Consider the following 25235-nt stretch of genomic DNA (forward strand, 5'->3'; position numbering starts at 1 on the left):
TCCTGAGATTATGTATAATAAAGAAAATATCTCATAAATGAGGATTGATAGCTTGTTACTTAAAAGCCTGGAGTTCAAACGTTCGGATGGACAGAAGGTGAAGGTGACGGAAATACCCCTGCTGAAGGAGGACGACCCGCATTTTTTTATGGCCAATCTGAGGCTCGAGATCTTTTTAAAGACACTCTATTGCTCAAAGCGGAAAAAAAACGTCTACTCCTTTAGGGACTACTTAAAGAGAGCATTGAAATGGCAGGATTACCTCGCCATTTATCAACAGGAAGAATTGAAGCATAATGCATAAGAATTGATAGCATTCTTTGCCGGCCCATGAAGACAGCCAAATCCGCTTGGAAAAGGGCGGAAGACGGCATTCGGCCGGCAAAGAATTTTTCATGCCGAATTTGGCCTCACTAGGAAATTCACCATTTGAACCGACAGGATGTGAAGGGAATTGCCAAGCATTAAAATTGTAACGGACTCAACAGCTGACTTGAGCGAAGAACTGCTCAGAGAATATCATATTTCCGTTCTCCCGCTCTCGATATCAATCGACGGCATTGTTTACAGAGACAGGTTCGATATTCAGCCGGACGAATTTATTGAGAAAATGGAGAGCGCCGCAGAACTCCCGAAAAGTTCACAGCCGCCTTTAGGCGCTTTTATCGAACTGTACGAAGAGCTGACCGCTGACGGAAGCGAAGTGATCAGCATTCATCTCTCAAGCCAATTGAGCGGGACATACCAGACGGCTGTAAGCGCTTCAAACATGGTCGACGGGAATATTACGGTGATTGATTCCATGTATATTTCAAAAGGCCTCGGCTTTCAGGTCGTACGAGCCGCCTTGCTGGCCGAAAAGGGAATGACAGCCGAAGCGATTGTAAAAGACCTGGAAAACTTGCGCGACCGGACATCCCTCTATGTGACAATTGATCATTTTGATAACTTGATCAAAGGCGGCCGCATCGGGAAAGGAAAAGCGCTGATCGGCTCTTTGCTCAAGGTTAAGCCGATCGCGAGGCTTGAGGACGGAATCTATACGCCTGAAAAAAATGTTAGGAGCACCAGTCAGCTTATCCGTTATTTAACGGGTCAATTTCTTTCCGCGGTGAAGGGAAGGACGGTGCAAGCGATCGGAATCGCCCATGCCGATGCACTCGACCTTGCTCATAGGCTGAAAGACTCTTTGCTTGAACATATCCCGGGAATCGATATTGATATTGCGTACACAACGCCGATTATCTCTGTTCATACCGGAAAAGGAGCGATCGGTTTTACTTTTTACACCGATTGAAAAAGGGGATGGAAGGATTGAAAAACGTTTTTGGCATTTTCCTTGCAGGTATTCTCACAGTGTTTCTTTCGTCCTGCGGAACTAGCAAGATTGAAAATTCTTTAAACTATGACGTACAATCTTTTTCTTTTCAAAATCAAGACGGGAAAACCGTGTCTCTTGAAAGTTTAAAAGGCCAGGTGTGGGTGGCCGACTTTATATTTACGAACTGTAAAACGATCTGTCCGCCGATGACTTCACATATGGCTGAACTGCAAAAACAAATGGAAGAGGAAAACCTGCAGGCCCGCATCGTCTCTTTCAGCGTTGACCCCGAAAATGACACGCCGGAAAAGTTGAAAAAATTTGCGGCCAACTATCCGCTCAATTTTCAAAACTGGGATTTTTTAACCGGATACTCGCAGGAGGAAATTGAAAAATTTGCGCTGAAAAGCTTTAAAGCAATCGTGAAAAAACCTGAAGATGAGGATCAGGTGATTCACCAATCGTCATTTTATCTAGTCGATCAAAACGGCAAAGTCGTCAAGGATTATGACGGTGCAAAAAATACGCCGTACGATGAAATCATCGCCGATATTAAGACGCTGGAAAACCGTTGATAAAAACGGGCGGCCTGCCGCTGAAGCCTGCTTCCTGACCACGGAAACAGGCTTTTTTTTACACCTGTCAAATCATTTTCAAAAGAATCAAAACATGGTACACTTTTTTTTAGGTATCTAGAAGGAAGGGGCATCATTTTTGAACATACGGTTTATAACAGTCATGATGGCCCTCGTCTGTCTGCTTTCAGCCTGTACGGAATGGAATGCGGGCGTTGAAAAAACATCGGTCTCCCCTAAGCGCGATATCGTGATTGCAGCAGTGGGCGATTCTCTGACAGAGGGGGTAGGCGATCAAGAGAAGAAAGGCTATGTCGGCATGGTGGCCGACGAGCTTGAAAGCCGGAGCGATGTGAAGTCCGTAACGGTCAAAAATTATGCCGTTAAAGGCTCCCGGACTGATCAGCTGCTTGAAAGATTAAAAGAAAAAGAAGTACAAGAGGGCCTGAAAGATGCAGACTACATTTTGTTTACAATAGGGGGCAACGACCTGATGAAAGTCGTCCGCCAAAACTTCGCGCACTTAACGCTTACCCCTTTCCGCGTTGAACAAAAACTGTTTGAAAAACGGTTTTCGAATATTTTAGCGGAAATTAGAGAGCAAAACGCCAGCGCTGAGTTGATTTATGTCAGCATGTATAATCCGTTTAAGTTTACGCTGTCTGAACTGAGGGAAATTGACCAAGTCGTAGACGAATGGAATGAAGGCGCAGAAAAAAGGCTGAAAAAGGTCTCCAATACGAAAATAGCGAATATCGCTGATATTTTTGAGGAATACAGCGATGAAAAGAAGATTGCAAAAGATGAGTTTCATCCTAATCAATACGGGTATTCTTTAATAGCGAAACGCGTTTACGAACAAATTAAAAACGAAGACCCCCAAGCAGAATAAGGTGAAAAAATGAAGAAATGGAAGAACTTATTTTTAATTTTAGCAGCAGTCAACGTCATCATACTTGCCGGGATTTTCATTCTCGTATTCATGCCCGGCGGTCAAAAGGAACCGTCGAGGCCGACTCCGAGCGAATACCAATTGAACGTGACGAGCACGAAAGAATCATTGGCCGCATTCATCAACACATATTTGGAAAAGGAGTCTTCGCCGGATCTTGACTATCAAATCGAAATCGACGATGAATTCCACATCGTCGGTGCGATCCGCGCCTTTTCCTCGACAGTCGATGCGAGGGTGTCCTTTCGGCCGACAGTGGAAAAAAACGGAGATGTGGTTCTTGACGTGACGAGATTTTCGATCGGCAAGTTAAATGTTCCGATATCGATGGTGCTGAACTACATGGATCAATTTTATGATCTTCCTGATTTTGTACACGTTCGTTCGGATGCTAAAGAAATTCAAGTCCGTCTGTCAGAGATGCCGCTTAAAAACGGAATGTATGTGAAAGCAAAAGACATTGATTTAGAAAAAGATCAAATCGAATTTGTTTATTATCAGCCTGCACAAACAGATTCATAGATCGTGCGGCGGGATTTACAGGGGTGAACATATGGAACGTATCTACACATATTTCAGCTTGCTGTCTATGTTGTTTTCACTGTACTTCGGCGGCCTCGCCGCCTTCAGTTTCATCGATGAAAACATGGACAAGATGTATTTGAACATCGGGTATTGTGCGTTGTTTTTAAGCATTATGATCTTTACCCTAGATGCGAAAAAACATAAAAAAACTGACCATCACAATCAATAATTGCCGGCAAAATCCTAAAACATGAGACCGTTTTAGGATTTTGTTGTCCATGCTTCAGCAGACTGTAAAAGAGACATCAGGTCTCTTTTTTTTCGCTATGAAGGCGGAGCTTTGGCAGGAAACGGCGCCGCTTTTATTGTGAGAGAAGGGGAGCCGTTGACGAAACCGAGGCCATACAAAGTTGTGGATTCCCCGGCGTGAAGCGTGATTTTCGGAACCTTCAGCAGGACCGCTGTTGAACCGGCGGCCTTTACCTCCATGTCGATTTTCTGTGAACGCACCTGGATGTACCGCGTGACCGTTTGAAAGGGGACACCTGTAAACAGGACAGGTCCGTTTTGCACTGCAAAGTCAAGAGCCGGAGAGTCCGGTGATAAATGAACGAAACGGATGCTGCGGCTTTCCGGATCAGCCGCAGGCCGGTCATACATTCCGACGGGAATGAGCTTTGCAGCTGTGCCTGTAACGGCAACCGTGCAGTACCCGCCGTGGATCAGGTGATACTGTACCGACAGCAAGGGACCGTGCGCCCTGCCTCTTTGGAAAACATCGATTTGAATACGGCCGGCAGGAAACCGGACATAAGAAGATAAATCTGTATAGGAGATGTTTTGAAAAACGGATATGCCGTTTACGTATACGTCGAGATTGTCGGTGTGAGGAGCCGCGTGAAGCAGTCTGATCATCGCTGCTTTTCCGCCGTTTCGAAAATAAAAGGGCGCCTCTACAGGCGGAAGATGGTAGCAGTTCCTCCGAAAACCCTCCGCCATTTGCCGGGCATCATGATCTGTAGAGAACATTTTGTCACGCCCCTTTGCATGCTTTCTGACATTATATGAGGCTGCGAAGCCATCGGTCACATCGCGATCAAGACGACAGATGAAAAGGAGTAAACAATGAAAACGGATTTTACATACGGAAATGTGTTTAAACAGCTGGTCTTTTTTTCCGGCCCGATCATTTTAGCCAATCTTTTGCAGATTTCATTTCAATTCGTCGATAGCTTGTGGGTCGGAAATCTGCTCGGAGCAAAAGCACTCGGTGCTGCGGCCGTCTCAGGGACGGTTTTCTTTACGGTGCTGTCGTTCGTATTGGGCGTCAACAATGCGGCGCTGACGATTCTTGCGCAGCAGAAAGGAAAAGGGGATAAGAAGGGACTTGCTTCATATATCAACGCGTTTGTTGTTCTGATGACAGCGATGAGCGTATTGCTCGGGGTTATCGGCTATTTTTTCACAGAGCCTCTGCTTTCGCTTCTTCAAACGCCCGGCAATATGATGGATTTGGCTGCAAGCTATTTGAGCATTCATTTTATCGGGATTATATTTTTATTCGGCTATAATTTCATCAGTACAGTGTTAAGGGCGGTCGGCGACAGTCAAACACCTTTGCGTTTCGTCCTCTTGGCCGTCATCCTGAACCTGTTCATGGATCCGCTGTTTATCTCGGTATTCAACCTCGGAATTGCCGGAGCGGCCTATGCAACCGTCGTTTCCCAAGGGATTGCTTTCATTTACGGTGTGGTCTATACGGTGAGAAAGCGGCTTGTTCCATTTTCAAAGCCCGCGCTTCCGTCTCTGGAAGAGACGTCCGTCATTTTGAAGCTCGGAGTGCCTGCCGGCTTGCAAATGATGGTGATTTCAGGCGGCTCGATGGCGATTATGAGCGTTGTCAATTCATTTGGAGAACGTGTCGTGTCAGGGTTTAGCGCGGTACAGCGGCTTGACAGCCTGTTGATACTCCCGGCGATGGCCATCGGCACGGCTGTCAACAGTATGGCTGGCCAAACCGTCGGCAGCGGCGATATGGAGCGTACGAAAAAAATTGCTCACTACGGCGTCATTTATGTTCTGCTGTTTATGGTTGCCGTCAGCACCGCGATATTTCTGACAGGCTATCATGCGGTCAGGCTGTTTATTTCGGAAGCCGATTCAGCTACATTCGGGGAAGAATATTTAAAAACGATTGCTTTTTTCTATCCGTTTATCGGGATTAACTTTGTGTTAAACGGTGTTGTAAGGGCAGCCGGCGCGATGTTTCAAATTTTGGTGCTGAACGTGATTTCTTTTTGGGTTTTGCGCTATCCGTTTACATACTTATTTTCAAAGTGGCTTGGCGAAAACGGCATAGCACTTGGCATTGGAATGAGCTTTATGCTGAGCAGCCTGACCGCGTTTTTATATTACCGCTACGGGAAGTGGAAGCACCTCGTTTTATTTGAAAAATGAAAGAACAAGCTCCTGCGGCAAGCCCCGGAAGCGATTCCCGCCGGGCATCTGAAGCAAAGAAACAAAAATGCTGTTATCGTCTTAATAATTGACGATATATACAATATAAAATGAGTTTGGTGTTGGGGGCTTGTCATGTTTTTAATCGATTTATTTTTGAATTTGTGTATTTTAATTACTTCACTCTTTATCTACACTCAGCTAAAGTGGAATATTTTTTCCCGAAAAGCTACAAACAAACAACTTAATTGGATTGACGGCGTCATGGGAGGATTGCTCGGGAATGTGCTCATGTTCTTTTCGATCCAGGCAACCGATGAAACGATCGTTGATTTGCGTTATGTGCCCGTTATGATTTTGTTTCTATTTACGGGCGTCTTTCCGGCCTTTATTTGTTCTCTGCTGATTATAGGAGGAAGATTTGTTTACGGGGGGAATATATCTTCGATTGCAGCGCTTACAGGAATGATCGTTATATTCATAGGATATTATCTCATCCTCAGGGTCATGGATAAAGACGCTGACACTTATCGAAAGACATTTGCTTTGGTTATTTTTGCTAATGTGGCGATTTCAATTGTGATCTTGATGCTCCTCCATGATTTCCATTTAGTGAAAATTTTAATGATATGGTTCTGGATTTTATCTACTATCGGCGGCTTTACGTCAGTATATGTCGTCTCATATTTAAAAAAATCTCATTTTCTGTTGAAAAAGTATGAAGAGGAATCGTCGCTTGATTATTTAACGGGATTGAATAATGTCCGCCATTTTGATGCGATATGGAATGCTCATATTTCAAACGCAAGGGAGAAGAACGAGAAACTGTCTTTGCTTATGATCGATATCGATTATTTCAAAACGATTAATGATACATACGGACATTCAAATGGAGACGTGATTTTAAAAGAACTGGGAACGATTTTAAAAAAGTCAACACGTGCGGAAGGTATCGTATCAAGAAACGGCGGAGAAGAGTTTTCGGTCATATTGCCGAACAGTTCTCATTCGCAGGCTGCAGAGATTGCTGAAAGGATACGCAAGGAAGTGGAGACACACACTTTTTCAATTTCTCATTCTAAAAAGATTCATATTACCGTTTCGATTGGGGTTGCGGCATTTCCGGAGGTCATTCGCAGTACGGACGAGTTGATTGAAAAAGCCGACCAATGTTTGTACAGGGCTAAACACCTTGGGAGAAACCGGGTGTGCGCCTCCGTTTGAATTCACGTTAAGCTGCACGAAAAAGGATAGATGAAACGATGTCCATCTATCCTGTCTTTGTTATGTTCGTTTATCGAATTCCGCAAGTTTGATAAAAGTCTTTTCGTCTTCAATTAATCCGCACGCGCCGCACTGCACTTTTATGGCGGGACCGCTGTAGGGCAGGTGAAATGGAGAAAGCTCGTCATCTGAATACGTTTCCATGATCTCCCCTGTTGCCGGATCAATCTTAACGGATGTCGGAGACTGTTCGATTAAGTTGAACCGTGTTCGGTTTGTTTTGCAGTTTGGACAAAGATAAGGAGCTGTCATATGTCAATACACCTCTTTTTTAATTAAGGTGCACAGATTCGGGCCAATTTATGAAAACCCGATTAGCGCTGTTCCCGTTTTTTGTCCAATTTGCTGAACAGTTCAATCAGCGTTTTCAGCTCTTCATCACTGAAGCTGCTGAACCGCTTGAAATAATATTCCGTTTTCTTTTCTTCAAAATATCTGATAATTTCTTTTCCCGCGTCTGTCAGATGGATTTTGATGATCCGTCTGTCTTCTTTTGACCGGACTCTCGTGATCCATCCTTTTTCAACCAACGCATCGGTTACAGCTGTGATATGGCTCGCAGAAACGCCTAAAATCGTTGCAAACTCCGTGACTTTCTTCGGACCTTGCTCACTCAGCAGGCGGAGAATCATGAATTCATTGCGGGACATCTCTTTTTCGAGCAGCTCATTTATCTCATCACGTATCTGTTTAAATACTGTGCGAAGCAGTGCTTCCATATCATACATCATTTGTTCTCTAACTTTCAAAATTTCGCCCCTCCATATAAGTAGCAAATTTCAGCTTTTTTTAAAAAGGAATGACCGAATCAGCATGAATATTATTTTTCATGAACATGATATCACTATGATACCATAATTTTCGTTTTTCAAGTGTATGTTTCAGAAGATTTTTAGTTCATTTGACCATCAATTGAACAACGGTCCATGACAATGATAGATGAATACTGCTGTTTCTTAGAATTTGGTGATGGCAATGACATATTATTGTCATTTTTTCTTTTTAGGCAGCGGCTGATTTTGCGATGAGCGGGAGAGGGCTTAAAAATGAGCATGCTGTGATATAATGGTTCCCAACAAATGTTGAAAAGAAGGAGGCAGAACAGATGGCTGAAAAACGAGAACTCGCCACATTTGCGGGAGGCTGCTTTTGGTGTATGGTCAAGCCTTTTGACGAACAGCCGGGCATTATAAAAGTCGAATCCGGCTATACCGGCGGCCATACGGAAAATCCGACCTATGAAGAGGTTTGCAGCAATACAACGGGACATAGGGAAGCGGTGCAAATCACGTTTGATCCCGATGTCTTTCCATACGAAAAACTGCTGGAACTCTACTGGCAGCAAATCGATCCTACTGACAGCGGAGGACAATTCGCAGACCGCGGCGAGTCTTACCGGACAGCGATTTTTTACCATAATAACAAGCAGCGGAAACTCGCTGAGGAATCGAAGAAAAAGCTTGAAGAAAGTGGCATTTTTAAAGATCCAATCGCGACCGACATTCTGGAAGCCGCGCCATTTTATCCGGCTGAAGAATATCATCAGGATTATCATAAAAAGCATCCTGAACGCTACACACAGTATCGGATCGGAAGCGGAAGAGAAGGATTTATACAACAGCATTGGGGGCGTAAGCATGGCGAACAATAAAGAAGAACGGCTGAAGCAGCTGACCCGGATGCAGTATGAAGTGACGCAGAAAAACGGGACGGAGCCTCCATTCCAAAACGAATACTGGGATCTGCACGAAGACGGAATCTATGTCGATATCGTGTCGGGAAAACCGCTGTTTTCATCGCTTGACAAATTTGACGCACACTGCGGCTGGCCAAGCTTCACAAAACCGGTCGATACCGGGGAGATCGAAGAAAAACTTGACACTTCACACGGCATGGTTCGGACTGAGGTGAGAAGCAAGTCTGCCGATTCCCATCTTGGACACGTGTTCCCGGACGGCCCCGGACCGGACGGCCTGCGTTATTGCATCAATTCAGCAGCCCTCCGTTTCGTGCCGAAGGATGACCTTGAGAAAGAAGGGTACGGCGAATATGCCAAGCTGTTTGAAGGGGAAAAATAGATCTTAAAGGCACTCGTCGTGTACCTTAGTATGATAAATAACCAATGGTTTGCCCTCTTTGCTCTCACAAAGCAGAGAGGGCTTTTTCATCTCCGAATTTGGAATTGAATACTCCGAGCTAGAAAGTCGAGTAGTTTCTATTGCTAAAGTAAAGCGGCATAAGACTGCCGTGAGGATACCCAGCATATAGAAAAATCTGTTAACATCCCACGAAATACAAACGAAGAAAGCTGAGAAAAACGGCATGTTCAGATGACTTTTTTCAAAAGGGCCATCTTTTTTAGAGGATTTTCTGCTCTGAAAGCGAAAAACAATATAATAGAACATCTTAGAAAAGAGGCAGCCGTTGTGACATCCATTTCAAACACAGAAGACCGTTATTTAATGCTGACATGCAGCAAAAAAGTTGAGTCGCATTATCATATATACACAGATGACCAGATCCCGCAAATGTTTTCATCTCATTTTCTGCAGCTGCAGGACGAATTTCCGCTGAGAGAGCTGTACTCCCTGCTCGTTCGGGTACCCGATATTTTAAACCGAAATTATATTCATGTGAAAAGCTCTTTTAACCGCGATCTCCCTTTCACAATGAAAAAGTCGCTCTTTGATCTTGGATACATTCTTGATGAAGAATTGTTTTATTCGATCCGGCTTGCAGATTGGAAAGGAGTTTCCCCTGTGCGGGCAGAATGGGGGACGAAGAAATCTCTCATTGACGGCTGCCGCATCATGCAGGCTTATGATTCGTTGTCGATCAATGAAGCGTTTGCGAAGGAAAAGCTGCTGCGCAAGTATCGTTTTTACGAGGAAGGCATCATTCAGCTGTGTGTCTGCTACTCGGAAGAAGGAGAACCGATTGGATGTGCCGAGCTTTATCTCGATCAGGACGAAAACGTTGCTAAAATCGAGGAAGTCGCCATTTTGGAGCCTTATCAGCGGAAAGGCTATGGATCGGGCCTTATCAAGCAGATGCTCGTCGCTGCCAAACAATCGAGCATGGAATCGTGCTATCTTGTGACTTCGGGAAGCGATCAGGTGAAAACGTTTTATGAAAAGCTGGGTTTTCAGCAGAAGGGAAAGCTTACGACGGTATTTAAATATTTGTTTGAATAAAGTAGGCAGGTGCACATACCAATTGGGACTTGGCCTGCATAGGCTGGGGTGTAGACTTTATACGAAAGGATGATAAGCCTGTGCATTACTCCCATTATTGCTGTCCTACTGGAGGATACGGCTACGGGTTTCACGGCAGAAACACATTTGTGCTCATCGTTGTCCTCTTTATTTTGCTCATCATTGTCGGTGCGGCTTTCATTTGCTAGCTAAAAGCCCAACGCCCGGTCGCATGACATGCTCACAAAGCCTTCCATCCGGAAGGTTTTTTTGTTTTTGTTGTAAAATTTTACATATATATGTAATATAATCATGAGGTGAAAATATCGGACAAACGGGGGAGAAACTTTGAAATATGCTTGGGTCATTAAAGGGGACTTTTTCAGACTGTGGTCTGGAACGTTTTTATCGCTCTTTAGTTCGGTTCTTTTCTATTATTCATTGGTATGGTGGTCTTTAGCTGAAACCGGAAGCGCCCTTTCGGGAAGCGTCGTGATCGGCATCGGGCTGACTGTCTCGATTTTGATATCGCCGTTTACAGGCTGGCTGTCCGACAGGTTTCACAGGGGGAAATTGATTGCGGCTTCAGATATGATCATTTCAACTGTATTTTTAATAATCGGATTTTTGGCGCTGTCAGGCATGAGTTCAGTTATGTTACTGGCGGTTGCAAGGGTGATTGTATCGGCATGTTTGACCGCAATCGAACCTGCTGCAAGATCGCTCTTGCCGGATACACTGAGGAAAGAACAAATTGAAAAAGGAATCGCATTTCAAGAAGTGATCACACAGCTTATCCAAGTGATCGTTCCGCTTGTCACAGGGATTCTGTTTTCCTTTCTGCATTTCGGCTGGTTATGGGTGCTGTGCGGAAGCCTCTCCTTCCTATCCATCTTTTTGGAGTGGAGAATCAAAGATAAAAGGGGCAGCCAAAAGCGTATTCCTTTTACAAACAAACAATTGTTCAGCGGTTTTACAAGCTTGCTTCAAAATAAGCCGCTCAAGTATTTGTTGTATGGGACGAGCATACAGCAGCTTGTATTCAGCGGTTTTCCAATATATATCGTCATTTGGACCTCGCTATTATTAAAAGATCAGGCTTGGCTGGGCGGCGCTTTTCAATCATTTTGGGCGTGCGGGACGCTGTCTGCGGCGCTTTTCTTGTCTTTTATCGCAAAACCGGAGCACGCAAAAGCTGCTGTGCCCGCTTTAATGCTGATTTTCGGCCTACTTTTGTCGCCTCTAGGCTGGATTAATCATGTCGTGCTCGGCGCCGCGATTTTGATCGTCATCGGAATGATCAGCGGCGTAGTCAACATCTATATTGAAGGTTACTTGCAAAGGGTAACGGAAGGTGAAAACAGAGGCAGATCGCTGGGCGCTTTTTTTGCGGTCAACAGCGCTTTTATGCCGCTCGGCTATGCGGCCGCGGGAATGTTGTCGGATGCTGTCAGTCCCGAATATTTATTCCTCATCGTCGCACTGCCCGCGCCGTTTGCTGCGTTTTCGATGATGAGATCATTTTATTTATGGGAAAAACAGACGAAGGAAACCGTTGCTTTGCAGGACAAAACGTCAATGTGAATAAGCGCGCTTGGAAAAATAAAAGGACATGTCCTTTTATTTTTTTGTTTACACTAACGGCGATCGCTCCGAAATCAACCATTTCACTTGAAAAGAGAATGCCGCCTTTTCCCCATTCATATAATGTAAAGAAAAACCTCTCATTGGGGAAGGGGGGATGTTTTCATGTCATTTTTGATTAAGCCGGATTTGCACGCAAGCTATCCGGTCGTTCAGTATGCAAAAGGAAGCTGGATTGTCGACAATTCCGGAAAACGGTACCTTGACGGCTGTTCGGGGGCTGTTACCTGCAATCTCGGGCACGGTGTACAAGAAGTGATTGATTCTCTCAAAGAGCAGCTTGATTTCGTTTCATTTGTCTACCGTTCACAGTTTACGAGTGAACCAGCTGAACAGCTTGCCGAACTCCTTGCTGAATGGCTGCCGGGTGATCTGAATTGGTCTTTTTTTGTCAACAGCGGGTCGGAAGCTGTTGAAACCGCCATGAAAATCGCCGTTCAATACTGGCAGGAAAAAGGACAAAACGACAAAACGATTTTCCTTTCAAGATGGAACAGCTATCACGGAATTACAAACGGAGCCCTGTCGCTGTCGGGATTTTATGAGCGCCGCTACAGGTTTACGCACATGCTGCACAAGTATCCCGCCGCTTCCGCGCCAAACTGCTACAGATGCCGGCTTTCTCATCCCGACTGCCAGGAAGCGTGCGTGAAAGAAATCGAGCTCGCCATTAAAAGGATCGGCAAGCAATTTATCGCGGGCTTCGTGGCCGAACCCGTCATCGGGGCTGCTGGAGCAGCCATAACAGCGCCCGATGGTTATTACAAAAAAGTAAAAAAGATTTGCGAAGAAAATGAAATTCTTTTTATTGCGGATGAAGTCATGAGTGGGATGGGAAGAACCGGCCGGTTGCTGGCGATTGAACATTGGGGTGTGACCCCGGATATTGCCGTACTCGGCAAGGGGATGAGCGCAGGGTATTCACCGATTGCCGCAGCTGTCATATCCGATGACATCATGGAAACGGTCAAAAACGGCTCAGGAGTCATCATGAGCGGACATACGTACAGCGCAAACCCTTTTTCAACCCGTGCGGCGCTCGCCGTTCTCCGCTACATTCTGAAGCACGATCTTGTCAAACAAGCCAGGATAAAAGGGGAAAAGCTGAAAAAGATGCTGAAAGAAGTCATGAAACAGTCAAGCATCATTGGCGACGTTCGGGGCAAGGGGCTTCTTATCGGGATTGAATTTGTCGCCGATCGAAAAAGCAAAAAGACATTTCCTTCATCACTGCCGGTGTCGGCTCTCGTCATTTCCGAAGCGAAAAAAAGAGGCCTGCTTCTTTATCCGTCCCAGGCGGGCATTGACGGCGGCGGGGGAGATGCGGTCATCATTGCGCCGCCCCTTACGATATCGGATCAAGAGCTGGAAGAACTTATTCATATATTTAAACATGCCGTACACGAGATTGAAAAACAAGCAGAAAAGGTGATACGCGAAAGATGACGGTCCTGAACAAACGAATTGCTGTTGAAGATGCGATTGCCGATTTGAAAGACGAAGCGACCGTCATGTTTGGCGGATTTGGGGGAGTCGGTTCACCGCCTTCTTTCATCAGTGCGATTTTGAAAAAAGGCGTAAAAAATTTAACGGTCATATGCAATGACGCGGGCTTTCCCGGCATCGGCATCGGGCCATTAATCGTCAATAACCGCGTAAGGCGGCTGATCGCTTCCCATATCGGATCAAATCCCGTTGCGGGAAAACAAATGACTGACGGTTTTCTCGCCGTTGAATTTTCACCGCAAGGGACGCTCGCGGAAAGAATCCGTGCGGGCGGCACAGGTCTTGGCGGCATTTTGACCGATATTGGGATCGATAATGACATGGTGCGTCAAGGAAAGAAGATCGTTTCTTTGAATGGTCGTGCATACCTTGCCGAAGAAGCGCTGAGTGCGGAATACGCTTTTATTTATGGGAAAACCGCCGATGAATTCGGCAATATCATCTACGACAAAACGGCGCGTAACATGAACCCGCTTATGGCGATGGCTGCTGATCGGACATTTGCCGAAGTGGAGCGGATCGTTCCCCTGGGAGAGCTGGATGAAGAAGAAATTGTAACACCCGGTGTTTTTGTCGAAGGTGTCGCTGAAACGGAAGGGGTGAACTGGAAATGGGTTTGGGAGTCATAGAGCGGGAGAGAATTGCAAAACGGGCGGCCCGCGAAATCAAAAGCGGAATGATTGTCAATCTGGGCATCGGCATTCCGTCTTTAGTTCCCAATTTTTTAGATCCGGGCACTTCCGTTATGATCCAATCTGAAAACGGGCTTCTCGGCATCGGCGAGTCGCCTGAAAAAGGAAGGGAAGATGAGAATCTTTGCAATGCGGCAGGCTGGCCTGTCACCGTAGTAAAAGGCGCTTCTTATTTTGATTCGGCTCTGTCGTTCGGCATGATCAGAAAGGGCGCGATTGATGTCACGATTCTTGGTTCTCTGCAGGTCAGCCAGTCAGGGGATCTGGCCAACTGGATCGTCCCCGGCAAAAAGGTTCCTGGAATGGGAGGGGCGATGGAGCTTGCCCAAAAGGCGAAAAAAGTCATTGTCGTGATGAGCCATACCGATAAAAACGGCGCCCCCAAACTTGTCGCCGACTGCACTCTGCCACTGACTGCAAAAGGCTGCGTTGACATGGTGATTACAGAAAAAGCCGTGATCACCATTGACAGCGGCGGCTTTGTATTAAAAGAGCTGATGAATGAAGAGGATCTTGATGATGTGCTGCGGCTGACGGATGGAAAGGTCCGGATCGAACTGCCGCTTTCGTAAGAGGAGGAATTGGATGGAGAACATAGAGAGAAAGGTGTGCGATTGGATCGATTCGCACGAGAAAAAAGCGGTTCGCCTTTTGAAAAAACTCGTCGGAGAAAAAAGCACAATGGGCAGTGAATTTACCGCCCAAGCTGTCGTCCTGGAGAAACTGAGGCAATTCGAAGCTGAAATCGATGTCTGGGAGCCGAGCATGAAGCAATTGGAACAGCACCCGCTGTTTAAATCAGACAGAACAAGCTTTAAAGAAAGCCCGAATATTACGGCTGTCAAAAGAGGAAAGGGCGGCGGGAAATCGCTGATCTTAAACGGACACATCGATGTCGTGCCTGAAGGAAACAGAAAAGACTGGGAGACGGAGCCTTTTCAGCCGGTCATGAAGCAAGGACGAATATACGGCCGGGGCACAACTGACATGAAAGGCGGCAATACGGCTCTTTTAATGGCGATGGAAGCGCTGGAGCAATGCGGGGTTCAATTAAAAGGAGACCTGATTTTTCAAAGTGTCGTAGACGAGGAGTGTGGCGGAGCCGGGACGCTGGCGGCCGTCATGAGGGGCTACAAGGCGGACGGCGCTTTGATTCCCGAGCCGACAAATATGAAAATGTTTATTAAGCAGCAGGGGTCGATGTGGTTCAGAATCACGGTCAAAGGGCTTTCTGCACACGGCGGCACAAGATATGAAGGTGTCAGCGCCATTGAAAAAAGCATGCTTGTCATCCAGTCGCTTCGCCAGCTTGAACAGGTCAGGAATAAGAGAATAACAGATTCTTTGTATGACAATATCCCGATTCCGGTTCCGATTAACATCGGCACGATCAAAGGAGGCGCATGGCCTTCATCGGTCGCTGACACGGTGACACTGGAAGGAAGGTGCGGAATCGCTCCGAACGAATCTCCTGAAGCCGTCCAGTCCGAGTTTGAAAACTGGCTCAATGATCTTCAATACCATGATGAATGGTTTAAACACTACCCTGTTGACATAGAATGGTTCGGCGCCATGTGGCTCCCAAACGATTTGGCTGAAGACCATGAACTGACGAAAGTGCTGAAATCCGCCTATCAAACCATCACGGCAAACGATCCCCTAATCGAAGCTTCCCCGTGGGCGACAGACGGCGGAATATTGTCGCACGCCGGAGGCACCCCTGTCATCGTCTTCGGTCCGGGAGAAACGAAAATGGCTCACCAGGCAAATGAATACATTGAAAAAGACGCCCTGATTCAGTCAGCCAAAATCATCAGCCTGTTTATTATGAATTGGTGTGATTATGAACGGTGAAAAGATCAGCTGTTTTGGAGGTTAAATATGGTGGAAAAATGGAGTAATGACAGCTGTACGCTTGAAGCGGATGTCGACTTGTTCAGTAAAAGAATCAGAATCATCAATTATGAAGGCGATGTGTGTTCATTTTTTCCCGCCATATTGAAAGAAGCAAAAAAACACGGCATAGGGAAAATGATCGTTTTCACCAAAACGAATGACAGAAACGCTTTGCTTGAGCGGACGTTTGAACCGGAAGGGAAAATTGACGGATACTTTAACGGGCATGATGCTGACGTGTTCGTAAAATATGTGAAAGAAGACAGGCGAAAAACCGCTGACTGGCTTGCGCAGGATCAAATGCTGACAGAGCTGTTCAGCACTCCCCGCATCGCGGAGGCCCAAAACGCTTCCTTTCAAATCAGGCGGGCCGCCTCCAGTGATGCGCCTGGTCTCGCCGATCTCTACAACTGCGTCTTTCCTGTATACCCCGCGCCTGTTTCAGATCCGGCATATCTTAAGGAAGCGATGGGGAAAGGGGCTGTTTACTACCTCGCTTTTGACGGGGAAAAAGTGATTGCATCAGCAGGTGCAGACGTGAATCCCGTTTTGGGGAATGCGGAAATAACAGACTGCGCCGTCCTGCCGGAATACAGGGGCTTTTCATTGACGAGGCGGCTGATTGCCGCACTCGAAACCGATTTGAAACAAGCGGGTATCTTTTACGTTTATTCAATCGCAAGAGCAGCTTCTTTCGGGATGAACGCCAGTCTTTATCATTTATCATACTCATATAGGGGCCGGCTTTTGAACAACTGCCTCATTTATAAAACCATCGAGAACATGAACATCTGGTGCAAAAATTTAAGCCGGTCTTAAAAAGCGGTCTTCCGCGGGTTTTATATTTGAAGAGACACTTTTCACACCGGTCACATAACCTGAAAAGTATAGGGAAAATGCTGATAGGGGGATGAAAGATGGAAAACGGTCTGTTTCAGCCGAAAAGGCACTGGAAGGATATTGAGCTTTGGAAAGATGTTCCCGAGGAAAAATGGAACGACTGGATCTGGCAGCTGACCAACACCGTCAGAACGCTTGACGATTTGAAAAAAGTCGTCAATCTTACGAAAGAGGAAGAAGAAGGGGTGAGAATCTCCACAAAGACGATCCCTTTAAATATTACGCCGTATTACGCTTCACTGATGGATCCGGATGATCCGCGCTGTCCGATCAGAATGCAGTCGGTGCCCCTGGCAGAAGAAATGCACAAAACAAAATACGACCTTGAAGATCCCCTTCATGAGGATGAAGATTCGCCTGTCCCCGGCTTAACCCACCGCTATCCGGACCGGGTTTTGTTTCTCGTCACTAATCAATGCTCGATGTACTGCAGATACTGTACAAGGCGGCGTTTTTCCGGACAAATCGGCATGGGCGTGCCGAAAAAGCAGCTCGATCAGGCGATCGCATATATCCGGGATACGCCCGATGTCAGGGATGTCCTGATTTCAGGAGGGGACGGCCTTCTCATTAACGATCAAATTCTTGAATATATTTTGAAAAACCTCCGTGCGATCCCGCACGTGGAAATCATCCGGATCGGCACGAGAGCCCCGGTCGTCTTCCCGCAGCGGATTACCGACAAACTTTGCAGCATTTTGAAAAAGTATCATCCCGTCTGGCTGAATACGCATTTCAACACGAGCATCGAAATCACGAAGGAAGCGAAGGAAGCCTGTGAGAAGCTGGTCAACGCCGGGGTTCCGGTCGGCAATCAGGCCGTGATTTTGGCTGGTATAAATGACAGCGTTTCCATCATGAAAAAGCTGATGCATGATTTGGTGAAAATCAGAGTCCGTCCGTATTATATCTATCAATGCGATTTGTCTGAAGGAATCGGCCATTTCAGAGCGCCTGTCTCCAAAGGTCTTGAAATCATTGAAGGCTTGCGCGGACACACAAGCGGCTATGCAGTCCCTACCTTTGTCGTTGACGCGCCGGGCGGGGGCGGAAAAATCGCCATACAGCCGAATTACTTGATTTCGCAAAGCCCCGATAAAGTCGTGCTCCGCAATTTTGAAGGCGTCATTACGTCTTATCCTGAGCCTGAGAACTATATTCCGGGAAGAGCTGACGACTATTTTGCCAAAATTTTCCCTGATGTAATGAAGGAAAAAGAGGAGATCGGCATATCGGCAATCTATGCGGATCAAGCTCTTTCATACACACCGGACGGCTTAAAACGGCTTGAAAGAAGGGAGAGCTATTCCACAAGGCCCGATCATGAAACATTGAAAAGCCGCCGGGCAAAGCGCGATGAATTGAAAGAAAAGAAATTCCTTGCTCAGCAAAAAAAAGAAGGCGAAGCTGAGGGGCGTGTGCAATGAAGAGGTGTGAATGGTGCAGTGAAGAAAAAGCCGGGGAAGCCCGCACGGCGGTTTATTGGGAGCTTCCTGACGGGACGAAAGCGATCGAAATCACCGATACACCTGCGGTGGAATGCGAAGGCTGCGGCATGGTCTATCAGGAGGACAATGTCACTTGGGAAATTGAAAATCAGCTGCTCTTGATCGATACAAAAAAACTGCCTTCGTCCGTTTCGTATGATGCGCTGATGAAAACAGAGCGCATATTGAAGCGCAATTACTTTGATTTTTCTTCATGAAGCCGGCTTTTTGCCGGTTTTTTTTGTTTGTATTTTTTCAGACGCCCTGTATAATAGAACATCAAAAGAGGACAGGAGGGGAGACCGTGAAGTCTTTTTACCATTATTTAATGAAATACCGCCATCCGAAACCGAAGGACGCGATCAGCGAATTTGCGAACCACGCTTATCTTGATCACGGATTTCCCAAGACATCAACTCATTACGATGAAATCAGCTCTTACCTTGAGCTTAATGGGGATTATTTATCGTCGATGACGACATTTGATGAGGCTTGGGAGCAATATATTTCGGAAACAAAGCGATAAAAAATCCGCAGTTCTGAATAACTGCGGATTTTTTACGTTCGCCTAAAGCCGGCTGGGCTTTTCGGAAAACTCATCGGGCTTTGTAACCTTAGCCCATGCGAATTAACAGCACTCAGCATACGATAAGCGTAACACGGAAGCTTCAAGGCAAGGGGGAATCCAAATATGAAGTCAAACGCGCCTAAATTCAAAGTCGGGGATGTTGTCGTTGTCGTGATGTACGGGACGGTCGGAACGATTACAAAAGTTCATAAAATCGATAAGCATTTTTTGTATGAAGTCAATCATAATGAAGTGCTTTATTTTGAGACTTCTCTTCAGCTCTACAAAGATTATGACGGGGTCATTGTCGATACGGAAAAGCTTGATATCGAATATGAATTTTTAATCGGGGATGTCGTCTATGTAAAAGATTACGGCAAAGAATTGTTTAAAATCACCGGGCACAGAACGGAAATTTGGAGATATGTGGAGGATGGCTGGGAAGACATCATTTACGAGCTGACCCGTTTGAAAGACGGGGAATGGCTTGAAACCGAAGAAGAAGATTTAACGCTCGTCCTCAGAACTTACGAAATGGACCAGTTCGTCCATCAGCTTCTGTTTGTTCATTATGTCGGCGAAGCAGGACAAGAGCTTGATGAACCGATATCTGAAAAGGTGTTTCTGCCATTCGCGGGGGATCCCGAGGAGCATGAGCATGAGCGCAACATGGCTGTTGCTGTCGTGGATGAGCTGCTTGATATTTACAATGACTATAAAGTATTGTATGAAATGTTTCAGGATGCGGAATATAAAGAAATGATGGAGTTTGTGTTAAGCAGCCTGAAAGAATATTTCAAATGATAAACAACAAATATAAAAAGTAAGGAAAACAGCCGAACACAATCAGGCCGAACATGGCTTTCAAGACCTTCCCCAATACCAGGTCAAACCCTTCTCCGTCAAGTGCTTCAAGCGTTTTTTGGATCATTTTCTTTTCCCCTTCCGGCTTTTGTCTTGTTACGACATGTATATGACAGAGGACAAACATTATGACAAACCGGTTATAAAACCGGATGCCAGCTCATACATCAGAATAAGGAGGCGATCACAATGAAAGAAATTGAACTGATGATAGATACAGAAGAAATCGCTGATTTTTTTTATCTAGAGCTGACAAGAAGAGGCTACATACCGAGCGAGGACGAACTGTTCGAAATTGCCGATATCACCTTTGATTATCTGATTGCAAAATGTATGATAGATGAGCATATAGAGGATTGAAAAAAGGGACCGGGGCGCACCTGCTCCGGTTTTTCTTATAAATTTGCCCGGCGGGGGAGCCGGGTGTAAAATGTTTAAAAACAATGACAAGGAGGCACTGATTTTTTCAATGTATAAAGCACTATTTTCAGCCGCTGTCTTTGCAATGATGGCCATTCTTATCCGCATCCCGGCGGTTCAATCGTTTGATGTGAGCGTGATACAAGCTCTCGAGTCTGTTAGACACCCGGTTCTCACAGCGTTTTTTAAAGCGGTGACAGAGCTTGGGTCAAGCGGCTTCATGCTGCCGCTGATGCTTGCTTTAACCTTGGTACTTGCCGTCTATAAAAAAGCAGCGGCATCACTGTATCTTTATTTGCTGTTTTTTGTTGAAAGAACGGCCAATGAAGCTTTAAAAGGCTGGATTGCCAGAGAGCGCCCTGCGATAAACCCGCTCGTCCACGAATCGTCACACAGCTTTCCGAGCGGCCATTCAATGAATGCGGCGAGCATATATCCGTTTATCGCATATCTCTTTTTGCTCTGCATTCCTTTTTTTCAACAACGCAGCCGCGCACTTTACATGTGGACAGGCTTTATCGTCGGACTCATCGGCATCAGCCGCATGTATCTCGGCGTTCATTATATGACAGATGTCATCTCAGGATTTTCTCTCGGTCTGGCGCTGTTTTTCATCTTCAAAAAAATTGGCGAAAAGTACCCGCTTGTTCGACAAAAGTAGTCAAAGGGATTGAGCCGCGAAGCGCCAATTGTATAAAAAAAGGAGGGATCTGTATTGCCGTTAATGTTTCAACTGTTTAAAAAGAAGCTGACACCTTATGATGTGACGATTTTTCAAACGCCTTGCTTTGGTGAAGATAAGGGATATGAAATGGTTTACAGAACGGAAATAAACGGCAGAACCCATGAAGATGTGCTGGAACGGACATTTTCCACTTTCAATGTTTATGACACGGTGCCGAATGATTATAAGGCGAGATTCCTTGCAACAGGCGACATCGTTTTAATCGATGAAGGAAGAAAGGGAAAAACCTATTATAAACTGCTGTCTACGGGATGGAGCAAAATCAACCGCATTTTGCTGCAGTCATCGTAAAGCTGAAAAAACTGCGGAAGCGCTGTCCGCAGTTTTTTTATGTTGTATTCTTTCGTTTTCTGGCGCTGAATTCCTTTTCGTGTGCATCCTCTGCCGCGATGACGTCCTTTGTCGGGATGTGGTTGTTCTTTTTCAGACCGGTGACTCTGTTTCGCTGTTTTTTGCCCATCATTTATGACCTCCTTCCTAAAAAATAGGATGACTAAACGCCCCGCTATTTATCCAAGAGAAAGTCGTCTTTATTCTGTCATATTGATCGCGGCCGGGTAGACATACGGCTGCTTCGGCTCGCTGATCTCCTTCCATCGCTTCGTGCGGATGATCGGGATGACAGCGCCGTTATAAGATGCTTTGCCGAGCGTTCCTTCCAATTCAATCCATGTATCAGGCTGCAATTGCTCAGCGCCGCTCCATTCGGCGAGAAACCCGATCAGGCTGGCGTCTGCGATGCAGTGTGTGATCATAAATCGGGACAGCACGAGCTGGCGTGCGCTCAGCCCCGCTTCCTTATGGACGAAGCCTTTGACCGTGATTTCTTTTCCAATGTAATGATCAAGACGGCTTGTCACTTCATCATAATAGTCTGCAAACATATCGTCATTCATGACAATTCGCTTTTCATGCTTAAATTGCTCCATCTTCCGGTCATACGCCGACTTCGGCATCGCTGAATCGGCGAGCCCCTGCTGAATCTCCGGTGTCATGACATGTTCCTTTTCGCCTTCGGTTTGAGGGGCGATCTCCGTTTTGGTGAGCATCGTCCCTTTATTGGCGGCGACAGACGAATTCAGTACAGCCGGGGAAAGGGTGAATCCGGTGATAAGGGGAAGCGTGATTACGCCATAATGCATCAGCCTGATGAAAAAAGGCTTTGATTCGTCATGATCATGTCCGCAGCCGCAATCTCCAGAGTGGTCATCCTTCACCGTCCAGACCCTTGTCAGCTGAATGATAAACAGAAACGCAAACACACCTGCGGCGATGAGGCTTGTGTAATCGTATTTCGGATTGATCAGCTTATCAATTTCCCCTGTGTAATGGAGCTTGAAAATAAAGACGGAAAAAGCCGCCAACACGAGTGCGCGCAAAAATTGCCGAGGCTGAAAAACCATTGGTGAAACCTCCTTTCTAAAGTAAACTGACAAATTTGATACAAACATAGACAACAACTGTGATCAGAACAGACAAACAAATGACGAACTTCGGCTTAAACGCATGCAGCATCATGACCGTATTTTTTAAATCGAGCATCGGTCCGTATACGAGAAAAGCAAGGATGGACGAAGAAGGAAACAAATTGGAGAAGGAGGCGCCGATAAATGCATCCGCTTCAGAGCACAGTGATAAAAAGTAAGCCAGTCCCATCATGACCAATGCCGAGTCGAGCATGCCCCCTCCGAACAAAAACAGCGACTTTAACGGGAGGTAGGTTTGCACAAGTGCGGCAATTAAAGCGCCGATAATCAGAAACCTTCCCATATCAAAGAATTCGTCAACAGCGTGTTTCAGCATATCAAATAGCTTTTCCGAAAAAGGGGATTGTCTGCCGGAATGGGCGCAGTGTGCAGCTGTTATGCTGCTTTCCGTTTTCAGCTGGCTGGAGCGGAACATCATGCTGATCGCAAAAGCGATGATGACCGCTGCGGCAAAACCGACAGCAACCCTTAAAACGGCCATTCGCAAATCATTGCCAAATGCCATAAAAGTGGATAAGATGACAATCGGATTGATCAGCGGACCTGTCAACAGAAAGCCGACGCCGGCGTAGATGGGAACGCCTTTTGAGACGAGCCTTCTCACGATCGGGACAATTCCGCATTCGCAAGCCGGAAAACAAGCGCCGAGCAAACAGCTGACAATTACTCCTGAAAACCTGTTTTTTGGAAAAAGCGAGCGGATGTGCTCTTCAGTCACAAAAATCTGGATGAAACCGGCGATCAATACCCCGATTAATACAAAGGGAAGAGCTTCGATTAAAATGCTGATGAAAATCGTATTCAGCTGCTGAACGGAAGCCGGAATCTGGAAGGGGAGGCCTGCGGCGAGCGATCCGCCGGCTGACACAAGGCATAGCAAAACACCGATGACAACAAGCCCGGTAAAGTCGATTAAATAACTATTAAGTGAACGAAACATCACTTTTCCTCCATCCTGAAATAGCTAATCGTAATGATTCTTTTTTAAAGGTATGCCTGTCCTTTTTTAAACATGACAACAAAAGAATGATGCCGAAGCGTTGCAGGGCTTTATTTTCTTTTTCCGCGATGTTGGTTTATAATACATATGCGAGTGGATGCTGCAATCATCATCACCAATCAGCTTTAAAAAGGCAGGAGGAATATTCATGAGCGTACATATTGGCGCAGAAAAAGGACAAATTGCAGAAACGGTGCTGCTGCCGGGAGACCCGCTGCGTGCAAAATATATCGCTGATACATATTTGGAAAACGTTGAATGTTATAACGAAGTACGGGGAATGTACGGCTTTACGGGCACTTATAAAGGAAAGCGCGTTTCCGTACAGGGGACAGGCATGGGTGTGCCGTCTATTTCAATTTATGTCAATGAACTGATCAGAAGCTATGATGTGAAAAACCTGATCCGCGTCGGATCGTGCGGTGCGATCAGAAAAGACGTCAATGTAAGAGATGTCATTCTGGCAATGACTTCATCAACCGATTCGCAAATCAACAGAGTGGCATTCGGATCGATCGACTTTGCGCCCTGCGCAGACTTCGGCCTGTTAAAAGCTGCTTATGACGCTGCAAGTGAGCGGAACATCCCGGTTACGGCAGGGAACGTGTTTACGGCGGATCAATTCTATAATGACGACAGCCAAATTGAGAAGCTTGCCAAACACGGAGTGCTTGCGGTCGAGATGGAAACGACGGCGCTTTATACATTAGCTGCGAAATTCGGCCGAAAAGCCCTCTCCATTTTAACGGTCAGCGATCACGTTATTACCGGCGAGGAAACAACGGCAGAAGAAAGACAGACGACCTTTAATGATATGATTCTGCTGGCTCTGGATACCGCATTGTAACCAGATACATGCACTGAAAAAGGATGGATTCGAATGAACGGAAAGTACAAATACGTGACGATTGCTTCATTGCTGAGTGCAGCGGTTCTGCTTGGCACAGGATGTACCATGACTGAACAGAAGCAAAATGACACGGCTAAAACACAGAACACTGCAAATGCAAGCAAGGATGCGAAAGACCAAAAGGACGACAGCAGCCTGGAAGATCAGGAGTTCATACTTGAGAGCAAGTATTTTAATCAAATTAAAGATGTAGACGGGCTGCCGACGATTCAAAATCCGGAAAACATACTGGCGCTTGTCAATAAAGAATACGCGCTTCCCGGCAACTATGCACCGAGCGACCTGACAGTGCCTGATGTCGCATTTTCTTTTACCGAGGATATTGACAAGCGGTATATCAGAAAAGAAGCCGCCAAAGCGCTTGAAGAGATGTTCAGTGCCGCGAAAAAAGAAGGCTATGAACTGGCTGCGGTGTCCGGCTACAGATCCTATGACAGACAAAAAGCGATCTATAACAACGAAGTGAGCCAAAAGGGAGAAGAAAAGGCGAAAGAAGCTGTGGCATATCCGGGTCAAAGCGAGCATCAGACAGGACTTGCGATGGATATTTCCAGCAAAAGCAACGGCTTCGCCTTATCAGAGGACTTCGGCAATACGAAAGACGGACAATGGGTCGAGAAGAACGCCTACAAATACGGCTATATCATCCGTTATCCGAAAAACAAAGAAGACATTACGAAATATAAGTATGAACCATGGCACCTGCGCTATGTAGGCAAAAAAGCGGCTAAAGTCATCCAAGAACACGGCTTGACGCTTGAAGAGTATTTTAAACAGGTGAAAAAGATATAAAAGGGAAAAGGCCGAT

The 25235-nt window shown here is 46.0% G+C and carries 34 protein-coding genes; 27 read left to right on the top strand and 7 right to left on the bottom strand.

Going from position 1 to position 25235, the window contains the following annotated elements; all coding sequences use genetic code 11:
* Nucleotides 1–52: 52 nt before the first annotated feature.
* The 6 genes from M1D90_RS10315 to ypmT all read left to right on the top strand — a co-directional run bounded on the left by M1D90_RS10315 (nucleotide 53) and on the right by ypmT (nucleotide 3602).
* Nucleotides 53–304 (top strand): YpmP family protein, encoded by a 252-nt coding sequence (locus M1D90_RS10315; protein WP_145624890.1) that lies wholly within the window; start codon nucleotides 53–55, stop codon nucleotides 302–304.
* Between the two features lie 150 nt (nucleotides 305–454).
* A complete protein-coding gene (locus M1D90_RS10320; RefSeq protein WP_075213130.1) occupies nucleotides 455–1297 on the top strand; it encodes a DegV family protein in 843 nt (280 codons plus the stop codon).
* An 8-nt stretch (nucleotides 1298–1305) separates the two neighbouring features.
* Entirely contained in the window at nucleotides 1306–1896 is a 591-nt protein-coding gene (locus M1D90_RS10325) for an SCO family protein (RefSeq protein WP_031305174.1), read from the top strand.
* Nucleotides 1897–2035: 139 nt separating this feature from the next.
* On the top strand, nucleotides 2036–2788 hold the full coding sequence (locus M1D90_RS10330; protein WP_145624885.1) for an SGNH/GDSL hydrolase family protein: 753 nt from the start codon (nucleotides 2036–2038) through the stop codon (nucleotides 2786–2788).
* Nucleotides 2789–2797: 9 nt separating this feature from the next.
* On the top strand, nucleotides 2798–3370 hold the full coding sequence (locus M1D90_RS10335; protein ID WP_020451869.1) for a YpmS family protein: 573 nt from the start codon (nucleotides 2798–2800) through the stop codon (nucleotides 3368–3370).
* A 31-nt stretch (nucleotides 3371–3401) separates the two neighbouring features.
* On the top strand, nucleotides 3402–3602 hold the full coding sequence (gene ypmT / locus M1D90_RS10340) for a protein YpmT (RefSeq protein ID WP_020451868.1): 201 nt from the start codon (nucleotides 3402–3404) through the stop codon (nucleotides 3600–3602).
* A gap of 95 nt (nucleotides 3603–3697) precedes the next feature.
* Here the strand turns inward: ypmT and M1D90_RS10345 are convergent, their stop codons facing one another.
* A complete protein-coding gene (locus M1D90_RS10345; RefSeq protein ID WP_075213128.1) occupies nucleotides 3698–4402 on the bottom strand; it encodes a DUF4397 domain-containing protein in 705 nt (234 codons plus the stop codon).
* A gap of 96 nt (nucleotides 4403–4498) precedes the next feature.
* On the opposite strand from M1D90_RS10345, the gene M1D90_RS10350 reads away from it, so the two are divergent.
* Both M1D90_RS10350 and M1D90_RS10355 read left to right on the top strand, forming a co-directional pair.
* Nucleotides 4499–5830, top strand: coding sequence for an MATE family efflux transporter (locus M1D90_RS10350; RefSeq protein WP_256164020.1), 1332 nt, complete (start codon nucleotides 4499–4501; stop codon nucleotides 5828–5830).
* Nucleotides 5831–5965: 135 nt separating this feature from the next.
* Nucleotides 5966–7054 (top strand): diguanylate cyclase, encoded by a 1089-nt coding sequence (locus tag M1D90_RS10355; protein WP_020451865.1) that lies wholly within the window; start codon nucleotides 5966–5968, stop codon nucleotides 7052–7054.
* Between the two features lie 60 nt (nucleotides 7055–7114).
* On the opposite strand, the gene M1D90_RS10360 is transcribed toward M1D90_RS10355, so the two are convergent.
* A complete protein-coding gene (locus tag M1D90_RS10360; RefSeq protein ID WP_020451864.1) occupies nucleotides 7115–7366 on the bottom strand; it encodes a hypothetical protein in 252 nt (83 codons plus the stop codon).
* Between the two features lie 62 nt (nucleotides 7367–7428).
* A complete protein-coding gene (locus M1D90_RS10365) occupies nucleotides 7429–7863 on the bottom strand; it encodes a MarR family transcriptional regulator (RefSeq protein ID WP_020451863.1) in 435 nt (144 codons plus the stop codon).
* Between the two features lie 356 nt (nucleotides 7864–8219).
* On the opposite strand from M1D90_RS10365, the gene msrA reads away from it, so the two are divergent.
* The 14 genes from msrA to M1D90_RS10435 all read left to right on the top strand — a co-directional run bounded on the left by msrA (nucleotide 8220) and on the right by M1D90_RS10435 (nucleotide 19805).
* Complete coding sequence (gene msrA, locus M1D90_RS10370; RefSeq protein ID WP_020451862.1) at nucleotides 8220–8765, top strand: peptide-methionine (S)-S-oxide reductase MsrA; 546 nt, start codon at nucleotides 8220–8222, stop codon at nucleotides 8763–8765.
* Nucleotides 8752–9192 carry a peptide-methionine (R)-S-oxide reductase MsrB gene (gene msrB, locus M1D90_RS10375; protein ID WP_020451861.1) on the top strand — a complete coding sequence of 147 codons (441 nt, stop codon included), beginning with the start codon at nucleotides 8752–8754 and terminating at the stop codon, nucleotides 9190–9192. Before msrA ends, msrB begins: the two co-directional genes overlap by 14 nt.
* Nucleotides 9193–9540: 348 nt before the next feature.
* Nucleotides 9541–10308, top strand: a complete 768-nt coding sequence (locus M1D90_RS10380) for a GNAT family N-acetyltransferase (RefSeq protein WP_052500264.1) — start codon at nucleotides 9541–9543, stop codon at nucleotides 10306–10308.
* Between the two features lie 80 nt (nucleotides 10309–10388).
* Nucleotides 10389–10517: a YjcZ family sporulation protein gene (locus M1D90_RS10385; RefSeq protein ID WP_003182774.1), complete on the top strand. Its 129-nt coding sequence runs from the start codon at nucleotides 10389–10391 to the stop codon at nucleotides 10515–10517.
* 139 nt (nucleotides 10518–10656) lie between these two features.
* Nucleotides 10657–11892 carry an MFS transporter gene (locus tag M1D90_RS10390; RefSeq protein WP_043054354.1) on the top strand — a complete coding sequence of 412 codons (1236 nt, stop codon included), beginning with the start codon at nucleotides 10657–10659 and terminating at the stop codon, nucleotides 11890–11892.
* A 165-nt stretch (nucleotides 11893–12057) separates the two neighbouring features.
* On the top strand, nucleotides 12058–13398 hold the full coding sequence (locus M1D90_RS10395; RefSeq protein WP_456283429.1) for an aspartate aminotransferase family protein: 1341 nt from the start codon (nucleotides 12058–12060) through the stop codon (nucleotides 13396–13398).
* Nucleotides 13395–14087, top strand: coding sequence for a CoA transferase subunit A (locus M1D90_RS10400; RefSeq protein WP_020451855.1), 693 nt, complete (start codon nucleotides 13395–13397; stop codon nucleotides 14085–14087). The genes M1D90_RS10395 and M1D90_RS10400 overlap by 4 nt, the downstream gene beginning before the upstream one ends.
* A complete protein-coding gene (locus M1D90_RS10405; RefSeq protein WP_020451854.1) occupies nucleotides 14069–14722 on the top strand; it encodes a 3-oxoacid CoA-transferase subunit B in 654 nt (217 codons plus the stop codon). Before M1D90_RS10400 ends, M1D90_RS10405 begins: the two co-directional genes overlap by 19 nt.
* 13 nt (nucleotides 14723–14735) lie before the next feature.
* On the top strand, nucleotides 14736–16004 hold the full coding sequence (locus M1D90_RS10410; RefSeq protein ID WP_026579416.1) for a peptidase: 1269 nt from the start codon (nucleotides 14736–14738) through the stop codon (nucleotides 16002–16004).
* Between the two features lie 27 nt (nucleotides 16005–16031).
* Nucleotides 16032–16865: a putative beta-lysine N-acetyltransferase gene (gene ablB / locus M1D90_RS10415; RefSeq protein ID WP_023857378.1), complete on the top strand. Its 834-nt coding sequence runs from the start codon at nucleotides 16032–16034 to the stop codon at nucleotides 16863–16865.
* Between the two features lie 98 nt (nucleotides 16866–16963).
* Complete coding sequence (kamA, locus tag M1D90_RS10420; protein ID WP_020451851.1) at nucleotides 16964–18373, top strand: lysine 2,3-aminomutase; 1410 nt, start codon at nucleotides 16964–16966, stop codon at nucleotides 18371–18373.
* Nucleotides 18370–18651 carry a YokU family protein gene (locus M1D90_RS10425; protein WP_020451850.1) on the top strand — a complete coding sequence of 94 codons (282 nt, stop codon included), beginning with the start codon at nucleotides 18370–18372 and terminating at the stop codon, nucleotides 18649–18651. Before kamA ends, M1D90_RS10425 begins: the two co-directional genes overlap by 4 nt.
* Before the next feature lie 86 nt (nucleotides 18652–18737).
* Nucleotides 18738–18959 carry a YozE family protein gene (locus M1D90_RS10430; protein ID WP_020451849.1) on the top strand — a complete coding sequence of 74 codons (222 nt, stop codon included), beginning with the start codon at nucleotides 18738–18740 and terminating at the stop codon, nucleotides 18957–18959.
* Between the two features lie 165 nt (nucleotides 18960–19124).
* A complete protein-coding gene (locus M1D90_RS10435; RefSeq protein ID WP_020451848.1) occupies nucleotides 19125–19805 on the top strand; it encodes a hypothetical protein in 681 nt (226 codons plus the stop codon).
* Here M1D90_RS10435 and M1D90_RS10440 read toward each other — a convergent pair.
* A complete protein-coding gene (locus M1D90_RS10440) occupies nucleotides 19798–19932 on the bottom strand; it encodes a hypothetical protein (protein WP_020451847.1) in 135 nt (44 codons plus the stop codon). The genes M1D90_RS10435 and M1D90_RS10440 overlap by 8 nt on opposite strands.
* Before the next feature lie 122 nt (nucleotides 19933–20054).
* On the opposite strand from M1D90_RS10440, the gene M1D90_RS10445 reads away from it, so the two are divergent.
* The 3 genes from M1D90_RS10445 to M1D90_RS10455 all read left to right on the top strand — a co-directional run bounded on the left by M1D90_RS10445 (nucleotide 20055) and on the right by M1D90_RS10455 (nucleotide 21321).
* Entirely contained in the window at nucleotides 20055–20225 is a 171-nt protein-coding gene (locus M1D90_RS10445) for a YozD family protein (RefSeq protein ID WP_020451846.1), read from the top strand.
* Between the two features lie 109 nt (nucleotides 20226–20334).
* On the top strand, nucleotides 20335–20946 hold the full coding sequence (locus M1D90_RS10450) for a phosphatase PAP2 family protein (protein WP_026579547.1): 612 nt from the start codon (nucleotides 20335–20337) through the stop codon (nucleotides 20944–20946).
* Between the two features lie 63 nt (nucleotides 20947–21009).
* Nucleotides 21010–21321: a YodL domain-containing protein gene (locus M1D90_RS10455; RefSeq protein WP_173636688.1), complete on the top strand. Its 312-nt coding sequence runs from the start codon at nucleotides 21010–21012 to the stop codon at nucleotides 21319–21321.
* A gap of 37 nt (nucleotides 21322–21358) precedes the next feature.
* Here M1D90_RS10455 and M1D90_RS10460 read toward each other — a convergent pair whose 3' ends face one another.
* The 3 genes from M1D90_RS10460 to M1D90_RS10470 all read right to left on the bottom strand — a co-directional run bounded on the left by M1D90_RS10460 (nucleotide 21359) and on the right by M1D90_RS10470 (nucleotide 23457).
* The gene (locus M1D90_RS10460; protein ID WP_023857374.1) at nucleotides 21359–21490 is read right to left on the bottom strand and encodes a hypothetical protein; all 132 of its coding nucleotides are present in this window, start codon (nucleotides 21488–21490) and stop codon (nucleotides 21359–21361) included.
* A gap of 70 nt (nucleotides 21491–21560) precedes the next feature.
* Entirely contained in the window at nucleotides 21561–22433 is an 873-nt protein-coding gene (locus M1D90_RS10465) for a TIGR03943 family putative permease subunit (RefSeq protein WP_043054346.1), read from the bottom strand.
* A 16-nt stretch (nucleotides 22434–22449) separates the two neighbouring features.
* Nucleotides 22450–23457, bottom strand: coding sequence for a permease (locus M1D90_RS10470; RefSeq protein ID WP_020451841.1), 1008 nt, complete (start codon nucleotides 23455–23457; stop codon nucleotides 22450–22452).
* A 208-nt stretch (nucleotides 23458–23665) separates the two neighbouring features.
* Here M1D90_RS10470 and deoD point away from each other — a divergent pair, with 208 nt between their 5' ends.
* Together deoD and M1D90_RS10480 are read left to right on the top strand one after the other, a co-directional pair.
* A complete protein-coding gene (gene deoD / locus M1D90_RS10475; RefSeq protein WP_003182742.1) occupies nucleotides 23666–24364 on the top strand; it encodes a purine-nucleoside phosphorylase in 699 nt (232 codons plus the stop codon).
* A 33-nt stretch (nucleotides 24365–24397) separates the two neighbouring features.
* The gene (locus M1D90_RS10480; RefSeq protein ID WP_020451840.1) at nucleotides 24398–25219 is read left to right on the top strand and encodes a M15 family metallopeptidase; all 822 of its coding nucleotides are present in this window, start codon (nucleotides 24398–24400) and stop codon (nucleotides 25217–25219) included.
* Nucleotides 25220–25235: the final 16 nt, after the last annotated feature.

The sequence above is a fragment of the Bacillus sp. JZ34 genome (assembly GCF_053903205.1).

Excerpts from the sequence above, each read along its gene's own strand:
- M1D90_RS10325 (WP_031305174.1), top strand. The coding sequence starts at position 1,306 with ATGGAAGGATTGAAAAACGTTTTTGGCATTTTCCTTGCAGGTATTCTC.
- M1D90_RS10335 (WP_020451869.1), top strand. The coding sequence starts at position 2,798 with ATGAAGAAATGGAAGAACTTATTTTTAATTTTAGCAGCAGTCAACGTC.
- ypmT (WP_020451868.1), top strand. The coding sequence starts at position 3,402 with ATGGAACGTATCTACACATATTTCAGCTTGCTGTCTATGTTGTTTTCA.
- M1D90_RS10345 (WP_075213128.1), bottom strand. The coding sequence starts at position 4,402 with ATGTTCTCTACAGATCATGATGCCCGGCAAATGGCGGAGGGTTTTCGG.
- M1D90_RS10350 (WP_256164020.1), top strand. The coding sequence starts at position 4,499 with ATGAAAACGGATTTTACATACGGAAATGTGTTTAAACAGCTGGTCTTT.
- M1D90_RS10355 (WP_020451865.1), top strand. The coding sequence starts at position 5,966 with ATGTTTTTAATCGATTTATTTTTGAATTTGTGTATTTTAATTACTTCA.
- M1D90_RS10360 (WP_020451864.1), bottom strand. The coding sequence starts at position 7,366 with ATGACAGCTCCTTATCTTTGTCCAAACTGCAAAACAAACCGAACACGG.
- msrA (WP_020451862.1), top strand. The coding sequence starts at position 8,220 with ATGGCTGAAAAACGAGAACTCGCCACATTTGCGGGAGGCTGCTTTTGG.
- msrB (WP_020451861.1), top strand. The coding sequence starts at position 8,752 with ATGGCGAACAATAAAGAAGAACGGCTGAAGCAGCTGACCCGGATGCAG.
- M1D90_RS10395 (WP_456283429.1), top strand. The coding sequence starts at position 12,058 with ATGTCATTTTTGATTAAGCCGGATTTGCACGCAAGCTATCCGGTCGTT.
- M1D90_RS10400 (WP_020451855.1), top strand. The coding sequence starts at position 13,395 with ATGACGGTCCTGAACAAACGAATTGCTGTTGAAGATGCGATTGCCGAT.
- M1D90_RS10405 (WP_020451854.1), top strand. The coding sequence starts at position 14,069 with ATGGGTTTGGGAGTCATAGAGCGGGAGAGAATTGCAAAACGGGCGGCC.
- M1D90_RS10410 (WP_026579416.1), top strand. The coding sequence starts at position 14,736 with ATGGAGAACATAGAGAGAAAGGTGTGCGATTGGATCGATTCGCACGAG.
- ablB (WP_023857378.1), top strand. The coding sequence starts at position 16,032 with ATGGTGGAAAAATGGAGTAATGACAGCTGTACGCTTGAAGCGGATGTC.
- kamA (WP_020451851.1), top strand. The coding sequence starts at position 16,964 with ATGGAAAACGGTCTGTTTCAGCCGAAAAGGCACTGGAAGGATATTGAG.
- M1D90_RS10425 (WP_020451850.1), top strand. The coding sequence starts at position 18,370 with ATGAAGAGGTGTGAATGGTGCAGTGAAGAAAAAGCCGGGGAAGCCCGC.
- M1D90_RS10435 (WP_020451848.1), top strand. The coding sequence starts at position 19,125 with ATGAAGTCAAACGCGCCTAAATTCAAAGTCGGGGATGTTGTCGTTGTC.
- M1D90_RS10440 (WP_020451847.1), bottom strand. The coding sequence starts at position 19,932 with ATGATCCAAAAAACGCTTGAAGCACTTGACGGAGAAGGGTTTGACCTG.
- M1D90_RS10445 (WP_020451846.1), top strand. The coding sequence starts at position 20,055 with ATGAAAGAAATTGAACTGATGATAGATACAGAAGAAATCGCTGATTTT.
- M1D90_RS10450 (WP_026579547.1), top strand. The coding sequence starts at position 20,335 with ATGTATAAAGCACTATTTTCAGCCGCTGTCTTTGCAATGATGGCCATT.
- M1D90_RS10455 (WP_173636688.1), top strand. The coding sequence starts at position 21,010 with ATGTTTCAACTGTTTAAAAAGAAGCTGACACCTTATGATGTGACGATT.
- M1D90_RS10460 (WP_023857374.1), bottom strand. The coding sequence starts at position 21,490 with ATGGGCAAAAAACAGCGAAACAGAGTCACCGGTCTGAAAAAGAACAAC.
- M1D90_RS10465 (WP_043054346.1), bottom strand. The coding sequence starts at position 22,433 with ATGGTTTTTCAGCCTCGGCAATTTTTGCGCGCACTCGTGTTGGCGGCT.
- M1D90_RS10470 (WP_020451841.1), bottom strand. The coding sequence starts at position 23,457 with ATGTTTCGTTCACTTAATAGTTATTTAATCGACTTTACCGGGCTTGTT.
- deoD (WP_003182742.1), top strand. The coding sequence starts at position 23,666 with ATGAGCGTACATATTGGCGCAGAAAAAGGACAAATTGCAGAAACGGTG.
- M1D90_RS10480 (WP_020451840.1), top strand. The coding sequence starts at position 24,398 with ATGAACGGAAAGTACAAATACGTGACGATTGCTTCATTGCTGAGTGCA.